Consider the following 17,220-nt stretch of genomic DNA (forward strand, 5'->3'; position numbering starts at 1 on the left):
GTCAGTGCGCCCCCGGCTCTTTCAAATGGGGCTCCTTCACAGCGCCCCTTCAATACATCAACGATCATTGCACCCAATGGTCGAAGCTTCCATTGCGAACCGCCTCTGCCAGCACTTCGATATCGCCCGCCAGAACCCGGTCCTCACCCAGACGCGCCACCAGTTCGCGGACCCGGACCCGGGCCATCTCGACCTCGCGTGCGGCTTTCATCGGTGCGCGATAATCTAAACCCTGGGCCGCGGCCATCAGCTCGATTGCGAGCACCAATTCTGCATTCTCAACGATTCGCTTGAGCTTCAAGGCCGAAGTCATGCCCATTGAAACGTGGTCTTCTTTGCCTCCCGAAGTCGGCACGCTATCGATGCTCGCCGGATGGGCCAAGACTTTCGCCTCGTTCAACAAGGCGGCTGCCGTCACATGCGCAATCATCAGTCCGGACGAGACGCCGGGCCGATCAGATAGGAACGCTGGGAGCCCTTCATTCATGTCGGGATTGATGAGGCGATCGATACGCCGTTCGCTGATGCTGATGAGATCGGTAACCGCGATGGCGGCATAATCCAGCGCCAGAGCCAGCGGAGCGCCATGGAAATTGCCGCCCGAGAGGATCTCTGCGCTTTCGGGATCTCCGTCAAGACCATCCTTTAAGAAAATCAGGGGATTGTCGGTGGCGGAGCCGGCTTCAATTTCGACGACTTCGCGTCCATGCTCAAGGGCGCCGCGTGCCGCTCCATGCACTTGCGGCATGCAGCGAAGACAATACGCATCCTGCACTCTGGAATCGTTCAGACGATGCGACTCTCGAATTTCGCTCTCTGCCAGCAACTCGCGAAGGTGCTTGGCCACCGCGATTTGTCCGGGATGCGGCCGTGCCTGATGAATGCGTGCATCGAATGGCGTGGGCGTTCCTCGCAACGCCTCGAGCGACATCGCTCCCGCCAAGTCAAACAGTTTGGCTATGCGAAGTCCGCGCTGGAGCGCGAGACCGCCGGTAGCGGCCATCGCCTGCGTCCCGTTCAAGAGCGCCAAGCCTTCTTTTGCTTCGAGGATCAGCGGCTCCAAGCCTGCCATTCGCAAGGCATCGTTGGAGGAAACACGCTCTCCGCGAAAAAGCACATCTCCTTCCCCGATCAAGGAAAGGGCGAGATGCGCGAGCGGAGCAAGGTCTCCACTCGCGCCCACAGAGCCTCGGGAGGGAATGACCGGGTGGATCTTCTTGTTGAGCATCGCGACGAGCAACTCGGCGACGCGGGCCCGGGCCCCACTGTGCCCTTTCGCGAGGACATTCGCCCTGAGAAGCAGCATCGCGCGGACTTCCACTTCGCCCAGCGGTTCGCCGACGCCGCAAGCGTGGCTCCGCACCAGGTTGCGCTGCAATGCGGCCAGCTCATTGAGAGGAATCCGGAGGTCGGCCAGCTTGCCGAATCCGGTATTGATGCCGTAAACCGTTTCCCCCCGCTCTACAACCGCTTCCACGACCCGCCGCGAAGCGTTCATACGGGTGCAAGCGACCGCCGAGATCGTCACTCGGCGACCTCCGTCCGCCACTGCGGCTATTTCCTCCAAAGACAGCGGCTGGCCGTCAAGTTCGACCAGATCCAACCCTGCCTGAGGAGCTTCCAAAGCGATGCCCATGAGCTTTCATGATAGAAAGAGGGTGCGGGAATAGGAACCCATAATCAACGGATAAAGTGCCAAAATGGTATAGAAACCGCGGGGGATTCCCAGAATGACCATTGAAAACGCGCCTCAGATCGATGACTACGGACGAAACCTGCTTCATGAGCTGCAGCAGGATGCTCGCCTCTCCTATGCCGACCTTGGGCGCCGGGTCGGTCTTTCTCCGTCAGCGACAGCCGAACGCATGCGGCGGATGGAGGAGGACGGCATCATCCGCGCTTACACGACTGAAATCGACCGCGAATCGTTAGGCTTGCCCATCCTGGCGTATATCCGGATGACCTGTGATGGCCAGCGCTATCAGCCTTTTCTGAAGTTCGTCCATTCGCTCAACGAGGTCCGGGAATGCCATCACGTTACTGGCGGCGATGCTTTTTTCCTTCAGATCGCGACTGCCTCTATCGCGGAGCTGGAGCGAACCATTGAGCGGCTGCTCCCGTATGGAATTCCGACGACCAGCATCGTGCTTTCCTCGCCGATCGTCAGGCGTGCCTACGAAGTGCTCATGAAGGCAGGGAGGAAATCATCGCACCCGGCGGTGCCTCGACAGGGCGACTTGATTGAGTAACCACTCGATCAAGTGAACCAGGAAGGCGGTGTTTCTAAGCCACAGCGGTTCGCGAAGGCCGAGAACCGCGGAATCCATAGTAGGCAAGATAGATGTAGCAGACTGCTGGAATGATAAAGGCGTGGTGAATGCCGATCGCATCCGCAAGCCGGCCTTCCAGGTACGGAAGGATCGCGCCACCGACAATCGAGGCCACCAGGATACCGGAACCCTCACCCGTCAGCGGCCCGAGTTCGGCGATGCCTAACGTGAAGATGGTTGGGAACATGATGGAGTTAAACAGTCCAACCAGCAGGATGCTCCAGACGGCCAGGTGTCCGACACTCAAGATTGAGACGGAGACCAGGGTGCACGCAACGATGGCCACCACGCCGAGAGCCCTATTGGGCCGAACCTTTTGGAGCACGGCAGAGCCGATGAACCTTCCGATCATTGCGCCGCCCCAGTAGAGGGACACCAACTTCGCCGCAGTCTGTTCGGTCATGTTGCCGGTATCGGGATGGCTGAAGTAATTCACCAGGAAGCTGCCGATCGAGACTTCTGCTCCGACATAAAGGAAGATCGCCAATGCCCCTAAGATCAGGTGGGGATAACTCCAAATGCTGTCCGGCTTGTCTCCGACCTGCGGACGAAAGTCTCGGGTCGTTTCGATGCGGGGCAACTTAAAGAGGGCGATGGCGATAGCCAGAAGGACCAGGGCGAGAGAAATCGCCAGGTAAGGAAATTTCACGGTAGAAGCTTCATGGAGGCGATAGGCCTGCAACGCCGTCGCGGACATGGCTCGCACTTCATCCGTTGTCTTCGGAGCGGCGCTGAGGATGAGCGCTCCTCCGATCCATGGAGCAATCGTCGTGCCGAGAGAATTAAATGCCTGGGTCAAATTAAGCCGGCTGGAGGCGGTACGTTCTGGCCCGAGTACGGAAACGAAGGGATTGGCGGAGACCTGAAGCACCGTTACTCCCGCCGCCAGGACGATCTCCGCTCCGAGAAATAGCGGATAGGACGGTACGTTGGCTGCCGGGATAAAGCAGAGTGCGCCGACCGCCATGGTCAATAGCCCGATGACCATGGTTCTCTTGTAGCCGATCCACTCGACGATTTTTCCCGCAGGGAATGCAAATACCGCATAGGACAGGAAGAAAGCAAGCTGTACAAGCATCACCTGCGCGTAATTCAAATCGAAGATTGCCTTCAGGTGCGGGATCAGGATGTCATTGAGACAGGTGAGAAATCCCCACATGAAAAAGAGGGTCGTCACCACGGCCATGGCCGACGTATTCGTCGAGGCTGGCTGCTTCGTAGTCGTCGCCGTTTTGCCTACACTCGCAATTGCCATGAGTCCAATCTCCTCGCACCTCGCGGTTTTCCCCAAGGATCTGATCGTCCGTTTATTCTGGCGTTTCAGTCCAGCCGCGGTGCTCAGTGCGCACCCGCGATCATATCGTATCTGTAGAAGACCGATTACAACCGGCCTCCGCTCGTAAACTCTTGCTATCCCCAACCTGAAACTTTACCGGTTAAGAAACGTCTTTCCTTTTGAATCGAGGCTGCAGGTTGAAGCGAGGCCGCAGTCGCAAGCCATTTCAAGCACAGACAGCGAACGGTCAGCCAAAAAATATGGTGTCCATGCCTAAGAATCGGATGCGCTTTCGGGCCGCGCTGCTGGCCGGGAGCTTTTTCTCTGGTGTAGCTCTGCTGGGCGGCTCGGCCCGCATGGTTTACGCGGCGCAGGCTGCCGACAGTCAGCCAGCCGCCGCCAGCCGGGTAGCGGGAACCGTCGTCTCCATCGCCGGAAGTGTCATCGTGGTGAAAGACGACAAGGGAACAGAATCCAGGATTACTGTTCCGGATTCGGCGCGGGTGCTGCAACTGCCTGCGGGCGCCAAGAGCTTGAGCGCGGCAACCTCGATCAAGGTTCAGGATATTGCCGTCGGCGACCGTGTTCTGGCGAAGATCGCTGCCGACGGACCCAACTTCACCGCGTCCACCGTCCTGGCGATGAAGCAGGCGGATATCGCGCAGAAGCAGGAGAAGGACCGGCAGGATTGGCAGGCCCGCGGAATCAGCGGCCTGGTCACTTCGGTCGATCCGGCTGCCGGAACGATCAGCGTTACCACCGGCAGCGGAGCTGGCGCCAGGAAGATTGTCGTGCAGGCGTCCAAGAGCACCACGATCCGACGCTATGCCCCGGATTCGACGAAGTTCGACGACGCCAAACCAGCAACCCTCGACCAGATCAAGGCAGGGGACCAGCTGCGAGCCAAGGGTAGTAAGAATGCCGATGGCACAGAGTTCGCCGCCGAGGACATCGTCGCGGGAACGTTTCGGAACATAGCAGGAACGGTCGTTTCCGTGGATTCCGCGGCAAACACGGTGACAGTCAATGATTTAGGAACCAAGAAGCCGTTTGTGGTTGCCATCAATACCGATTCGCAGCTCCACAAATTACCGCCGATGATGGCCCAGGGCATTGCAATGAGGCTTAAAGGTGGTGGGTCTGGAGCTGGTGCTGCACCGGGCGCCGGCAGCCCGCGGGCAGGTCATGGAGGCCGATCCGGAGATGTAGGCACGGCGTCCGCTGGCACTGGAACTCCAGCGACGAGCGATACTTCTAGCAATCCCTCAGCCGGCCGAAACGCCGGTAACCCGGGAAGTTCCAGCGCGGGAGCGGCTGGGCAGCGCGGTGGCGAGCTTCAGCAGGCTTTAACTCGCGCCCCTGTGCTGCAGCTTGCCGATCTCAAAAAAGGAGACGCGGTGATGGTGCTTACCACCGAAGGGCAGTCTCCGGGCGCTGCTACTGCAATCACTTTGATCGCTGGAGTGGAGCCGATTTTGCAGGCCTCACCCAGCGCCAGCCAGAGTGTGCTCTCCGCCTCCTGGAACCTCGGCGGCGGCGCCGCTGGCGGCGGACAAGACGCTCAATAACTGCACGCTCACCCCACGCATCGAATCGACCTGACCTATTGAATCGACAAGAGAGGTTCTGTGAGACTTTTTGCATTTCCCGTTTACTCGATCCCTGTTCTGATGGCGCTTCCGCTCAGCGGACTTTTTCTTTCGGGAGTGATTCCCTCGGCCGGCGCACAAACGACGACCGCCCAGACAGCCACGCCTGCCTCTACTGGTGCGCTGCGCGGGTCGGTCACGGATCCGAGCGGCGCGGTTATTCCTCAGGCGACAATCACCGCGACTTCTACCTCCGGGCAGAGCTTCAGCGCAACATCAGACAGTGGAGGCGCCTATGTCCTTCATGGTCTCGCTCCGGGCACTTACACCATCAAGACGACGGCTCCGGGATTTTCTCTCAATGTGACCCAGGGTGTAACCGTTGCCGCCGGCGCGCCCAAGCATCTGGATATTGCTCTGATCATTGAGGTCGCCCAACAGAATGTGCAGGTAACTACCGACAACCCGACGGTCAGCACGGACGCTGGAAGCAATGCCAATGCCGTCGTTCTGAAGGACAAGGACCTCGATCAGCTCTCCGATGATCCGGATGAGCTTTCCTCCGAGCTGACGGCGCTGGCCGGCCCGTCCGCCGGTCCGAACGGAGGTCAGATTTACATCGATGGGTTTACTGCCGGGCAGTTACCGCCAAAGTCGGCGATCCGGGAGATCCGCATCAACCAGAATCCATTCTCTGCTGAATACGACAAGCTGGGCTATGGGCGGATCGAGATTCTGACCAAGCCCGGCACCGACAAACTTCACGGCCAGTTTTTCGTTCAGGGAACGACAAAGAGCTTCAACTCGCAGAATCCCTTCGCCCAGACGATTCCCGATTATCATACCGTCCAATATGACGGAAATGTCAGCAGCGCTCTGGGTAAGAAGGCGTCGTTCTTCTTCAACTTCGATCGCCGGAACATCCAGGACAATAACATCATCTCGGCGATTCTGAATGGCCCATCGTCGACGTGCGATCCGTCAACCGTCAACTACAGTACTTACGATCCGGTGACCTGCAGTCTGGCGCTGCCAAATCCTCGAACGCGCACGAATTTCAGTCCACGCTTCGACCTTCAGCTCGGCCCGAAAAACACGCTAACGGCGCGTTACCAATATTGGAATGACAACGAAGTCCAATCCGGCGCGGGACAACTGAATCTGCCGGCGACCGCCTCGAACGAGGACGAGACAGAGAGCACCGCCCAGATCAGCGATACCCAGGTGATTAGCGACAAGGTTGTGAATGAGACCCGTTTCCAATACATTCACGATCGCGACACCCTAAGCCCGGTCAGTGGAACGCCGTCTATCCAGGTCCAAGGGGCGTTTACAGGTGGCGGCGCGAGCCAGCAGTTCAGTCAGGACAACACCAACCGGTACGAAGTCCAGAATTATACGTCTCTTTCCGAGGGATCCCACTTTATCAAGTTTGGCGTAAGGCTTCGCATCGATCGTGACGCCAACAACGCCACCTCAAACTACAACGGCTATTACACCTTCAGCCAGGCGAACTGCCCGGCCACCGGCTGCCCTACTCCTGGTGAGCAGATCATCCCGGCTCTGCAGGTGTATCAGATCACTGAGAATCTGCTCGGACAGGGATTTACGCCCGCTCAGATCCAGGCTCTGGGGTATGGCCCGAAGCAGTTTACGGTCACTACCGGAACTCCCGCGGTGACGAGAATTCTGACCGACGCCGGCCTCTACGCTCAGGACGATTGGAAGATCAAGCCGAATTTGACCCTCAGTTATGGTCTTCGCTGGGAGTCTCAAAACCAGATCTCCAACCACTCCGATTTCGCGCCACGAGTGAGCTTCGCGTACGGCTTAGCTCGCGGCAAGCAGCCTGCTAAGACGGTAATTCGCGGCGGTTATGGCTTCTTCTATGATCGCTTTCAGATTGCTCAGGTCCTGCAAGCAGCGCGTCAGAATGGCATTAGCCAGACTCAGTACGTCGTGACAAACCCGGCCTTCTTTCCGAACTTCACTGCAGCCGATCTCGTCGGTGATAACGTTACTCCGACCATCTATCAGGTAGCTCCGAATCTGAAGGCTCCCTACACGGCGCAGACGGCTATTGGCGTAGACCAGCAAATTACCAAGTCCGCCACGGTGTCGGTGACTTACTTGAATTCTCGCGGCGTTCATGCGCTCGATACCCGCAATATCAATGCGCCGCTCTACGGCCCGAATACCGACAACTCCGGCCTGCGTCCCTTCGGCACGAATCAGAATGTCTATCAGTATGAATCCGCGGCGATCTTCAAGCAAAGCCAGCTGCTGGTCAATTTCAATCTTCGGGCCGGGTCGGCGCTGTCGCTCTTCGGCTTTTACGCTTTAGGCACCGTCCACAGCGATACCGGTGGAGTGACCACCTTTCCCTCGGAGCAGTACGACATCAGCGCCGATTATGGGAGGGCGTCGTTCGATGTGAGGCAACGGCTCTTTTTAGGTGGCAGCTACCAGACGCCGCGGTGGGGAATTCGTCTGAGTCCCTTTCTGATCGCCTTCTCCGGGCCGCCTTTTAACATCACCACCAGCCAGGACCTCAATGCGGATTCGATCTTCAACGATCGACCGTCATTTGCCCCTGCCGGCCAGACGGGCCCCAACATCGTCAACACTAAATACGGAAACTTTAATACCGCACCCGCTCCCGGCGATCCGCGTATCCCAGTCAACTCTGGTCAAGCTCCCGGACAGTTCAATTTGAACTTGCGGGTAAGCAAAACTTTTGGAATTGGTCCAAAAGTAGAGCACGCCGGGCCGGCTGGAGGCGCGCCGGCGGGCGGTGGCGGAGGCGGCGGGGGGCATGGCGGTCCAGGGTTTATTGGGTTTGGCGGCCACGGCGGTGGACCTCCGGGGCCGGGTGGGACTTCGAATCGTCGCTATAGCGTGACCTTGAATGCACAGGCGCGTAACCTGTTCAACAACGTGAACTATGCTGCGCCGATCGGCGTTGTCGGTCCCACTTTCGGCCGGTTTACCGGCCTAGGCGGCGCCTTCGGCGGAGTCTCGCAGTCCGCCAATCGCCGCATTGATCTTCAGGCCGTCTTTAACTTTTAGGCCGATCGAGATGAGGTATACGCTGCCGGTGCCCTCGCCTCAGTGGCGATCGGGCATCCGGCGAGCTCAGAGTATCTAGCTGCCGGTTTCCGTCCAGAGAAATGCCATCTCGTCGGCATAGTCCTCGACTAATTGGGTCTGTGAGACGCCAGCGCTATGACCGCCTTTCAAGCTGTAGTGGAGCAGGATCGGCCGGCCGCTCGAGCTCGAGGTTTGCATCAGCGGTGTCATCTTTCGCGCATTCATGGGATCGACCCGAGTATCTCCATCGCCAGTGAAGAACATGATGGCCGGATATTTGGTTCCTGCCACAACATGCTGATAGGGCGAATACTTGTAGATGTAAGAGAAGTCACCGGGATTTTCTGCCGAGCCATACTCGGTTGTCCAGGTCCGGCCCATCAGAAAACGCTGATATCGAAGCATATCGAGTAGCGGATAGCCGCACCAGATTGCGCCAAACAAGTCCGGCCGCTGGGTCATCGAAGCACCCATCAACAAGCCGCCGTTGGATCGGCCCCGAATGGCGAAATGCTCGGGCGAGGTATATTTCTCCCGGATCAGGTATTCCGCTGCGGCAAACCAATCGTCGAAGACATTTTGTTTCTTCTCGAACATCGCAGCCTTATGCCAGGCTTCGCCATACTCATTGCCGCCGCGAAGACTGGGCAGCGCAAACCATCCGCCCTGCTGAAGCCACCAGGCGTATTCGGAGTTCCAAACCGGCGTCTCGCTTGCGGCGAAGCCACCGTAGCCAGTCATCAGCAGGCGCTCGCTGCCATCCCGTTTCAGGCCTTTGCGCCCTGCGATGAACATCGGAACGCGGGTGCCATCCTTCGACGTATAGAAGATCTCCTTGACCTCGTATTCTTCTGAATGGAAAGGAACCTTGATTGCCGCAAAGACCTCGGAGCGTCCGGTGGTTGTGTCGTAGTGGTAGATTGTAGGCGGCGTGACGATCGATTGGAACGAATAGAAGCCGTCTTTCTCTTCGCCTCGGCCAATGAGCGTCGATCCAGCGCCGACTCCGGGGAAATCGATCTTTCCGCTTTCCTTGCCATCGAGGGTATAGACCGTGAGTTCGCTCTTCACGTCTTTCAGCCTCAAGACGTAAAGCTTGCCATCGACGAGCGCCACCTGCTCTATGACGTCTTTGGCTTCCGGAATGATGGTTTGCCACTGGTCGGGTGTCTTACCCAACTCGGCCTTCAGGATGCGATGATTCGGCGCCTGGTAGTCGGTGTCCACATAAAAGGTATCGCCAAAGTTGTCGACATCGAAGCGGCTCTCGATCCCGTAGACCAGCGGCACGATGGGAGCATCCGCTATTCGCAGATCTTTCAACAAAACATCCTGGCGCTTGGCGGGAACGCCATGACCGACGCTGAGCACCAGAAAATGACCATTCTCGGTGATTCGAATCTGGACGTTGTCGATCTCACCAAGTTTTTCGCCTCGATACTCCCCGCCGAGGATGGTAACGTCGCTCTCCGGAGGCGTTCCAAAGACGTGGTAGAAGGCCCGGGTGCCCTCTTGCGGAAAAAATTTGGAATAGTAAGCACCCTTGCCGTCGGGACTGATCTGGACTCCGTAATAGCGTGCGCTGGGCAGCTTGTCTGAAGTATCTTTACGGCTTGCGAGATCGAGGAAATGGACCTCTAATTCGTCCGCGCCTCCCACTCGAAGGCCATAAGCCATCAAGGAACCACTGTCGTTCAAGTCGAGCATGGTTACCGAGGTGTTCTGATCGGTACTGAGGGTGTTGGCATCGATCAACCGGTCATCCGTACCATGGAGACCATTTCGCAGATAAATCGATGCCTGGTTTTCGCTAGCGAGTCGTTTGGTAAAGAAGAAGCGATCCCCGCGACGAACCGGGGTGCCAATGACATCGACTCGAAGGAGCGCCGCCATTTGAGTTCGTACTTCGGGAAGGATTTTCACCTGATGGAGATATTGCTGGGTATACGCATTCTGGGCCGCAATGAAAGAGCGGGTCTCCGGACTTTTCGCGTCTTCGAGCCAGCGGTAATTGTCGCTGACTTTGACGGGCTGGCCGGAATCCCCGCTTTGGTATACGTCGACGACTGGAGCAGTCGCTGTTGCCGGGGGCGCGGGCAAGGTAATGCCGGCTCGTCCATGAATTGTTACTGAATCTTGGGCGGTCGAGGGCAAAGGCTCTGCCGCCGCGAGAAGTATCACAGGAGTCACAAACAAAGGCATCAGTCGCATCCATTCTCCTAAACGCGGCTACCGCTGGATTTCGAACGCACGTTTGACGTTATCTTAGCTTGCAATGGATTTGAAAGTGAGTAGGAGCGTTACGGAACGAGGCTCGATGGCTCTCGCATTGTTGCGGTGGCTGTATGCCTTCTAAGTGAGAGTGCAGAAGCCCCTCTCCCCTCGGAAAAAGGTCAACTCCACCGTTTTCCAGATCCGTACCAAGGCAGAGAATGCTTTAGTAAACGCGGCTTCGATCTAAAGGAAGCCGTACCTGGAAACAGGTCCCGGCTGGGCTCGACTCAACGCTGATGGAGCCGAAGTGCTTGTTCACGACTCTTTGCACGAGATCCAGGCCGAGTCCAAGCCCTTTGCCGATCGGTTTCGTCGTGAAAAATGGCTCGAAAATTCTGGACTTCAAGCCAGGGTCGATGCCTTGTCCGCTGTCCCCCACCTCGACAAAGACGATTCGGCCCTTCAGGCTGGTCGACAGCCTGAGCGTTCCGTGGCCTTCCATCGCGTCCAGGGCGTTCTCAATCAGAGCGGTCCAAACATCATTCAATTCACCGCCAAAGCCCCGCAACGCCGGCACCATCGGATCATACTGCCGCCGGATTTCGACTAGACTCAGGCGCGATCGAAACATGGCCAGCGTGCTCTCTAATGCTTGAACCAGGTTAATCTCTTGCAGGGGCTCCTGATCCATATAGGAGTAGTCTTTGATTGCCGTGATGATGTCGAAGATCCTGGAGGTCGATCCCACGATCGTCTCCGCCGCGCGTTCGCTGCTGATGGCTTCCGCAAAGGTGGAAATCGCGAGCGGAAGAACGGCGGAATTTACGGCAGCTGCCAAGTCTTCGAGCATTTTGACGGGCAAGCGAGCATCGGCCAAGGGAGGAGCGATCTTCCAGGCATCCGGAATGTGTCGCGCCTCCAGCCAGTTCAGGATCTTTTCCTCATCAACCCCAGTGGAGTGGCTCGAGTCCGTGGTGGCGCCGGCGACCCAATTCCGGGCCTCCTTCATCCAGTTGCAATAAGCATTCAACTCTTCATCAGAAGTGCAGAGATAGCCCAGCCGGCACTTCGCCGCATCGGTTTCGCGAAGATTTGACGAGAGCGTCTCGGCCGCTCGCCTCGCAGCGGAGGCGGGATTATTGAGCTCGTGGGCAAGATTGGCCGCCAGCTTGCCTAGAGCGTTCAGCTTGACCGTCTGTTCGTCGGCCCGGGTGAATTCGCGAACTCGATCGAGAAGAGTCGACACGACCCGCTGATTCAGAGCAGGGATTGCCTGGAGCATCGCCGGAAAGCAGTCCTCGTGTATATCGAGCCCCCAGAACGACCCGGCAGCGGTGCCGTCGCCTCCCCAGGTTTTCATCCGGGAATACGGAAGCTTGCCGGTCATTCGCCCAGTCCGGCCAAAGAAAAGCGAGGTCGGCCCCATGTTTCGCCGCCGCACGTAAACCTCGCCCCCCAGGATGAAGGTGAGGTGGTGCGACGGCTCATTCTCGGTGAAGACGACGCTGCCGTCTGGTCCAACGCGTTCGCTTCCGTGGCTCGCAATCCAGTGAAACTCTTTATCGGAAAGCCCTTCGAGTTCCGGAATGGTGCGAAGTGCAGCCATAATCTCGCCGATGGGTGTTGGCTTTTCCGGCGGTCCGATGGCGGCCCGTTCCGGGCAATCTGAGGCCTTCACGTCATCGACGCTGAGTTCGATGTTCATCTTCGCCTCCTTTTGCATGACAAGGAAAAGGGAGTTTCGCGGGGTGATTTCAACTACTCAAAGACTACACCAGGCCCACGCTGCCGCTCGAGGCTGCTTCTTCCTGAGGAACGCCCCGAATACAACTCCATTTTCACCCGCAAGGCCCGGTCGGGGAAGACTAGATCGAGTTAGCGATCGACGCTTCTTTGTGGGGGAAACAGGGCAGCAGTGGAATATTTGATTTTCATGGGTTACGCCCCTATGATTAATGCATGCTTGTGCAAGGTCATTCATGTTGTCGCTGCTGTTGCTTCTCTGAGCGCGCTGGCGGCCTGACCCTGTAAGCCGGATCAACCCCAAGGTTTCCGAAGCCCGCGACCAAAAACTACTGTCGCGGGCTTTCCTGCTTTATCGAGAGAAAAATGACTGAAGTTGCCGCCGTCAAAGAAACCAAAGCCCAGCGTGTGGAGCGCCTGAAGCGCGAAAAAAACCCGTGGGAGGCCTTCGACGAGGTGCGCAGGTTTGCCCGCGAGGGTCGTGCCAGCGTGGTCCCCGAATGGGCCTCTGCATACTTCAAGTGGTGGGGCGTCTACACTCAGGGCGATGGCGTCGGGGCGACCGGAGGCAAAGGCGGCGAGGGCCTCGCCACCGATTACTTCATGATGCGCATCGGCATTCCTAATGGAATTCTGAACTCGCAGCAGCTTCGTGTCATGGGCAATCTTACGCGAACGCATGCTCGTAACCTTGCCGACATCACGGTCCGGCAGAACCTACAGTTGCATTGGCTCAGCATCGAGTCGCTGCCCGAGGTGGTCGACGCTCTTGATCGAGTCGGGCTTTCGCCAAAAGGCGCTTGTGGCGATGTCGTTCGCAACGTTACCGGCTGCCCGCTCGCCGGAGTTGCCGCGGACGAGCTCATCGATGCCTCGCCATTGGCGGTTGAGATCGCCGAGTTGCTGACGGCCAATCCCGACTTCTACAATTTGCCTCGCAAGTTCAAGATTTCCGTCACCGGCTGCCCTTCCTGGTGCTCCTATCCTGAGATCAATGACATTGGTTTCACAGCGGTGAGATCAGGCGATCAGGTGGGTTATTCGGTGCGGATTGGCGGCGGTCTCTCCGCGGACCCGCATCTCGCAGTTCGGCTCGATGCGTTTGTGCTTCCGAGTCAGGGTTTAGCTGTCGCTCGTGCGGTAACTGAGATCTTCCGCGACCAGCAAGGCCTGCGCGAGAGTCGCGACCGGGCTCGCCTCAAGCACCTGTTCCTTAAAGAGGGATGGACAGCGGAGAGCTTCCTGGCTGAGCTCGAGTCTAGGCTTGACTTTCCCCTATTGCCGGGCGTTCCCGAAGAGATACCCAACGACATCTACCGGGACCATGCGGGTATTCATCCGCAGCGGCAGCCCGGGCTCTGCTATGTTGGCGCTTCCGTGTTGCGTGGCCGTCTCAGCGGAGAGCAGTTGGAGGCGGCAGCAGAACTCGCCGAGCGCTTTGGCAGCGGCGCCCTTCGGGCGACGGTCTCGCAGAATTTGCTCTTCATTGATGTTCCCAATGGCAAGACTTCTGAACTAGCCGGCGAACTGCAGCAGATTGGCCTTGAGGTGGAGGGAAGCCCCTTCTGGCGTGGAGCCGTGGCCTGCACCGGCACGGAGTTTTGCAAGCTTGCGATTACCGAGACTAAAGGATTTACCCGATGGCTGGTCGATGAACTCGAAGAGCGGCTTCCGGAGTTCGATCAACAGCTCAAGCTCCACGTGACCGGCTGCCCCAATAGCTGCGGCCAGCACTGGATCGCGGACATCGGCATCGAAGGCAAGAAGATCAAGCACGAAGGCCAATTGACCGATGCGTACTACTTCTGCGTGGGAGGGGCGGTCGGCAAGCATGCCGCCATTGCTCGCGCAGTCGGTTACCGCTGCCCGGCGCCGCTTGTTCCCGAGGCAATTGAACGCCTGCTGCGCCGATACCTGGCCGATCGCGCCCCGGAGGAAAATCTTCGCGCCTGGTTCGGCCGCTATCCCAACGACGAACTGCGCGCCCACCTGGCCGGAGAAGTGCTTGCGCCAGTCGAGCGCGATACTCCCACCGGCCGCGCCCCGCATGGAGTCGACTAATGGCAATGCTGCCCATCTTCCTCAAGCTATCCGGCCGCCGGTGCCTGCTGGTGGGTGCGGGTACTGTTGCCCTGGAGAAGATTGGAAGCCTGCTCAAAACCGGAGCTAAACTCACCGTGATAGCCCCGGAAGCGCGGCCCGAGATTCAGCAGCTTGCAACCGAGGGCAGGCTGGTATGGATTCAGCGGGCATTCGAGTTGACAGACCTCGATGGCAATTTTCTGGTGATCACGGCGACCAATGTTCCGCAGGTGAACTCCGCTGTTTATCAAGGCTGTCTGGATCGGAATGTCATTTGTAACAGCGTCGATGACATTCCGAACTGTGACTTCTATTTTGGCTCGATCGTAGCTCGTGGAGACTTGCAAATTGCGATCTCGACTGCTGGGGAGAGCCCTGCGGTTGCGCAGCGACTTCGCCGCGAGATAGATGAGCAGCTCCCCGAGGACTTAGGCGAGTGGTTAAAAAACCTGGGCCAGCTTCGCCGCGAGGTGCTCGAGAGCCATCCCCGGGGGGATGCGCGTAAGGCAGTGCTGCATCAGCTCTCGCATCGCCAGGTGTGCGAATCGCCGACATGCCCCTCGCGGAGGATCGCCTCGCAAGCGATTCCCGAAAATTCGCCGAACACTGTGATAAATAGCGTCGAGCCAAAGGTCTACCTGGTAGGAGCTGGGCCGGGCGACCCGGATCTCCTTACCGTCAAGGCGCTTCGCCTCATTCAGAATGCCGAAGTCGTTCTCCACGATGATCTGGTTCCTCCGGCTGTTCTCGAGAATGCTTCGCTCAACGCGGAAATCGTGAACGTGGGCAAGCGTTGCGGCGCCAAGAACATTACCCAGGACGAAATCAACGCGCTGATGGTGGAACATGCGCGCGCCGGCCGCAGGGTGGTTCGTCTCAAGAGTGGCGACCCGCTCATTTTTGGCCGCGCTGCCGAAGAAATGAGAGCTCTAGGCGAGGCCGGCATCGCTTATGAGATTGTTCCCGGGATCACCGCGGCCTTCGCGGCTGCAGCTGCTATTCAATGTTCATTAACCGACCGTAATTGCGCGTCCAACGTCGTTTTCTCCACAGGACAACATGCGCAGTCGCACAATCAATCTCCCTTGCCGGAGCGGGAAGACGCCACCCGTGTGGTCTACATGCCTGGACGGGATTTGACTCTGCTTGCCGCTCAGTGGCTCGACGAAGGTCTTCCGCCTAATCTCCCTTGCGTGGTCGTCTCCCGCGCCGCTCAGCCCGACCAGCAAGTGCGATGTACGACACTTGCCGCCCTGGGTGCTGCCGAAGCTGCTCTCGCGCCGTCGCTGCTCATCGCGGGTTGGAGCGTTCGGAATGTGACTTCGGCAGCTATCGCGGATGTGTGGGCTGGTCAATCCGCGGTCTGAGATCGAGGAATTGTAAGGAGAAAAGCATGGCAGAAGTAAAAAGCGATTCGAAGCGAGGGGTCTCGCTCGATGTTTATGCGGTAGCCCTCGCGCTTATCCTTGCGCTGCTGGTGCGATTCAATCTGCTGCCACCGGTGACGTGGTAGGGTCTTTTCGCCATTGCAGCGGGCGTTCCAGTGAAAAGCGAGTCATCGCTGGCTGAGAGACGCAAGCAGTGCCACATCAAACCTCGGGGAACTGTGCTCTTAAGGGAGCAAGGAGAAGGCTATGGCCACCACCGCAATCCCAACGTCAACGCCCCCACTGAGTATCGGCAGGCAGATCGTCTCGCTTATTCCAGGCTTGTTGCTGCTCGCGGCTGTCGGATATGCGGGGAAGTTCATTGAACAGTCGATCGGTCATTACACCAAAGCCAACCACATTACCTTTCCAAACATCGAGTATGTTCTCTGGGCCATCGTTATCGGCTTGATTATCGCGAATACGGTCGGCGTTCCACGCATCTTCGAGGCTGGTGTCGCGACTTACGAGTTTTGGCTGAAGGCGGGCATCGTCCTTTTAGGCTCGCGCTTCCTGCTTGGAGATATCCTTCATTTGGGCGGCATCTCGCTGCTCCTGGTCGCAATTGCGATTACGCTTTCCTTTGCATTTATGCACCTGCTTGGCCGCAGCTTCGGCCTCAAACCTAAATTAACGTCGCTCCTGGCAATCGGCTCTTCCATCTGCGGAGTCTCCGCGATCATCGCCGCCAAGCCGGCCATCGACGCCGATGACGAGGATGCGTCTTACGCGATCGCGGCGATCCTCGCGCTCGGCGCGATTTCGCTCTTTACCTTTCCGCTGATCGGCCATGCTCTCCATCTGAGCGACAAGGCTTACGGCCTTTGGGCTGGTCTCGCCGTGGACAACACCGCGGAAGCGACCGCCGCTGGTGCGCTTTACTCCGATGCGGCCGGCAAAGTTGCGGTACTCGCCAAGACGACTCGGAATGCATTGATTGGCTTCGTCGTGCTGGCTTATGCCTTATATTGGGCCAGCAAAGGAGAAGCTCATGCAGTTGGTAACAAAGCGGCCTTTCTCTGGCGTAAGTTTCCCAAGTTTGTCCTGGGGTTTCTCTTGATCTCCCTACTGGCGACACTGGGCTATTTCACCAAGCCGCAACTGACCAGTCTGGCGAACCTTTCACGCTGGGCATTCCTCTTGACCTTTGCTGGTGTTGGATTGAGGACCAGCCTCCGCGAACTTGGCAGGCAGGGATGGAAGCCGTTTGCTGTAGGCGCAATCGGTGAAGTCTTTATAGCATTGGTCACTTTGGGGCTGGTCTACGGAGCGGACCACTACTTGCACTTGTGACGTAGGCTTCCCCCAGCCCATCGTTACAGATTTTCTTTTCTCGTTTATATATTTTCTTTGATCGCTCCCCACTGCGCTGTGGAAGCTTTTAAGCGTAGTTTTCTAGCTGTAACCATTCACTCCCCGCGTGCTCTAATGATTGCGCTCAGTTCGCCCTCCCCAAGCCTCTGCTCCGG

10 protein-coding genes are annotated in these 17,220 nt (G+C 58.0%); 6 read left to right on the forward strand and 4 right to left on the reverse strand.

Going from position 1 to position 17,220, the window contains the following annotated elements:
- Positions 1-64: 64 nt before the first annotated feature.
- A complete protein-coding gene (hutH, locus tag ACPOL_RS11575; protein ID WP_114207205.1) occupies positions 65-1,636 on the reverse strand; it encodes a histidine ammonia-lyase in 1,572 nt (523 codons plus the stop codon).
- 94 nt (positions 1,637-1,730) lie between these two features.
- Between hutH and ACPOL_RS11580 the strand changes: the two genes are divergently transcribed.
- Positions 1,731-2,249 (forward strand): Lrp/AsnC family transcriptional regulator, encoded by a 519-nt coding sequence (locus ACPOL_RS11580; protein WP_114207206.1) that lies wholly within the window; start codon positions 1,731-1,733, stop codon positions 2,247-2,249.
- A 34-nt stretch (positions 2,250-2,283) separates the two neighbouring features.
- On the opposite strand, the gene ACPOL_RS11585 is transcribed toward ACPOL_RS11580, so the two are convergent.
- On the reverse strand, positions 2,284-3,585 hold the full coding sequence (locus ACPOL_RS11585) for a sugar MFS transporter (protein WP_114207207.1): 1,302 nt from the start codon (positions 3,583-3,585) through the stop codon (positions 2,284-2,286).
- A gap of 290 nt (positions 3,586-3,875) precedes the next feature.
- On the opposite strand from ACPOL_RS11585, the gene ACPOL_RS11590 reads away from it, so the two are divergent.
- Both ACPOL_RS11590 and ACPOL_RS11595 read left to right on the forward strand, forming a co-directional pair.
- Positions 3,876-5,174 carry a hypothetical protein gene (locus ACPOL_RS11590; protein WP_150132961.1) on the forward strand — a complete coding sequence of 433 codons (1,299 nt, stop codon included), beginning with the start codon at positions 3,876-3,878 and terminating at the stop codon, positions 5,172-5,174.
- 60 nt (positions 5,175-5,234) lie between these two features.
- Entirely contained in the window at positions 5,235-8,264 is a 3,030-nt protein-coding gene (locus ACPOL_RS11595) for a TonB-dependent receptor (protein ID WP_114207209.1), read from the forward strand.
- 75 nt (positions 8,265-8,339) lie between these two features.
- Here the strand turns inward: ACPOL_RS11595 and ACPOL_RS11600 are convergent, their stop codons facing one another.
- Positions 8,340-10,496, reverse strand: coding sequence for a prolyl oligopeptidase family serine peptidase (locus tag ACPOL_RS11600; protein ID WP_236657413.1), 2,157 nt, complete (start codon positions 10,494-10,496; stop codon positions 8,340-8,342).
- A 226-nt stretch (positions 10,497-10,722) separates the two neighbouring features.
- A complete protein-coding gene (locus tag ACPOL_RS35465) occupies positions 10,723-12,204 on the reverse strand; it encodes an ATP-binding protein (protein ID WP_114210781.1) in 1,482 nt (493 codons plus the stop codon).
- A gap of 404 nt (positions 12,205-12,608) precedes the next feature.
- Between ACPOL_RS35465 and ACPOL_RS11610 the strand changes: the two genes are divergently transcribed.
- The 3 genes from ACPOL_RS11610 (at position 12,609) to ACPOL_RS11620 (ending at position 17,044) form a co-directional block, all read left to right on the forward strand.
- On the forward strand, positions 12,609-14,303 hold the full coding sequence (locus ACPOL_RS11610) for a nitrite/sulfite reductase (RefSeq protein ID WP_114207210.1): 1,695 nt from the start codon (positions 12,609-12,611) through the stop codon (positions 14,301-14,303).
- The gene (gene cysG / locus ACPOL_RS34690; RefSeq protein ID WP_114207211.1) at positions 14,303-15,691 is read left to right on the forward strand and encodes a siroheme synthase CysG; all 1,389 of its coding nucleotides are present in this window, start codon (positions 14,303-14,305) and stop codon (positions 15,689-15,691) included. Before ACPOL_RS11610 ends, cysG begins: the two co-directional genes overlap by 1 nt.
- Before the next feature lie 267 nt (positions 15,692-15,958).
- Positions 15,959-17,044: a YeiH family protein gene (locus tag ACPOL_RS11620; protein ID WP_114207212.1), complete on the forward strand. Its 1,086-nt coding sequence runs from the start codon at positions 15,959-15,961 to the stop codon at positions 17,042-17,044.
- Positions 17,045-17,220: the final 176 nt, after the last annotated feature.

The sequence above is a fragment of the Acidisarcina polymorpha genome, from assembly GCF_003330725.1.
GTDB lineage: Bacteria > Acidobacteriota > Terriglobia > Terriglobales > Acidobacteriaceae > Acidisarcina > Acidisarcina polymorpha.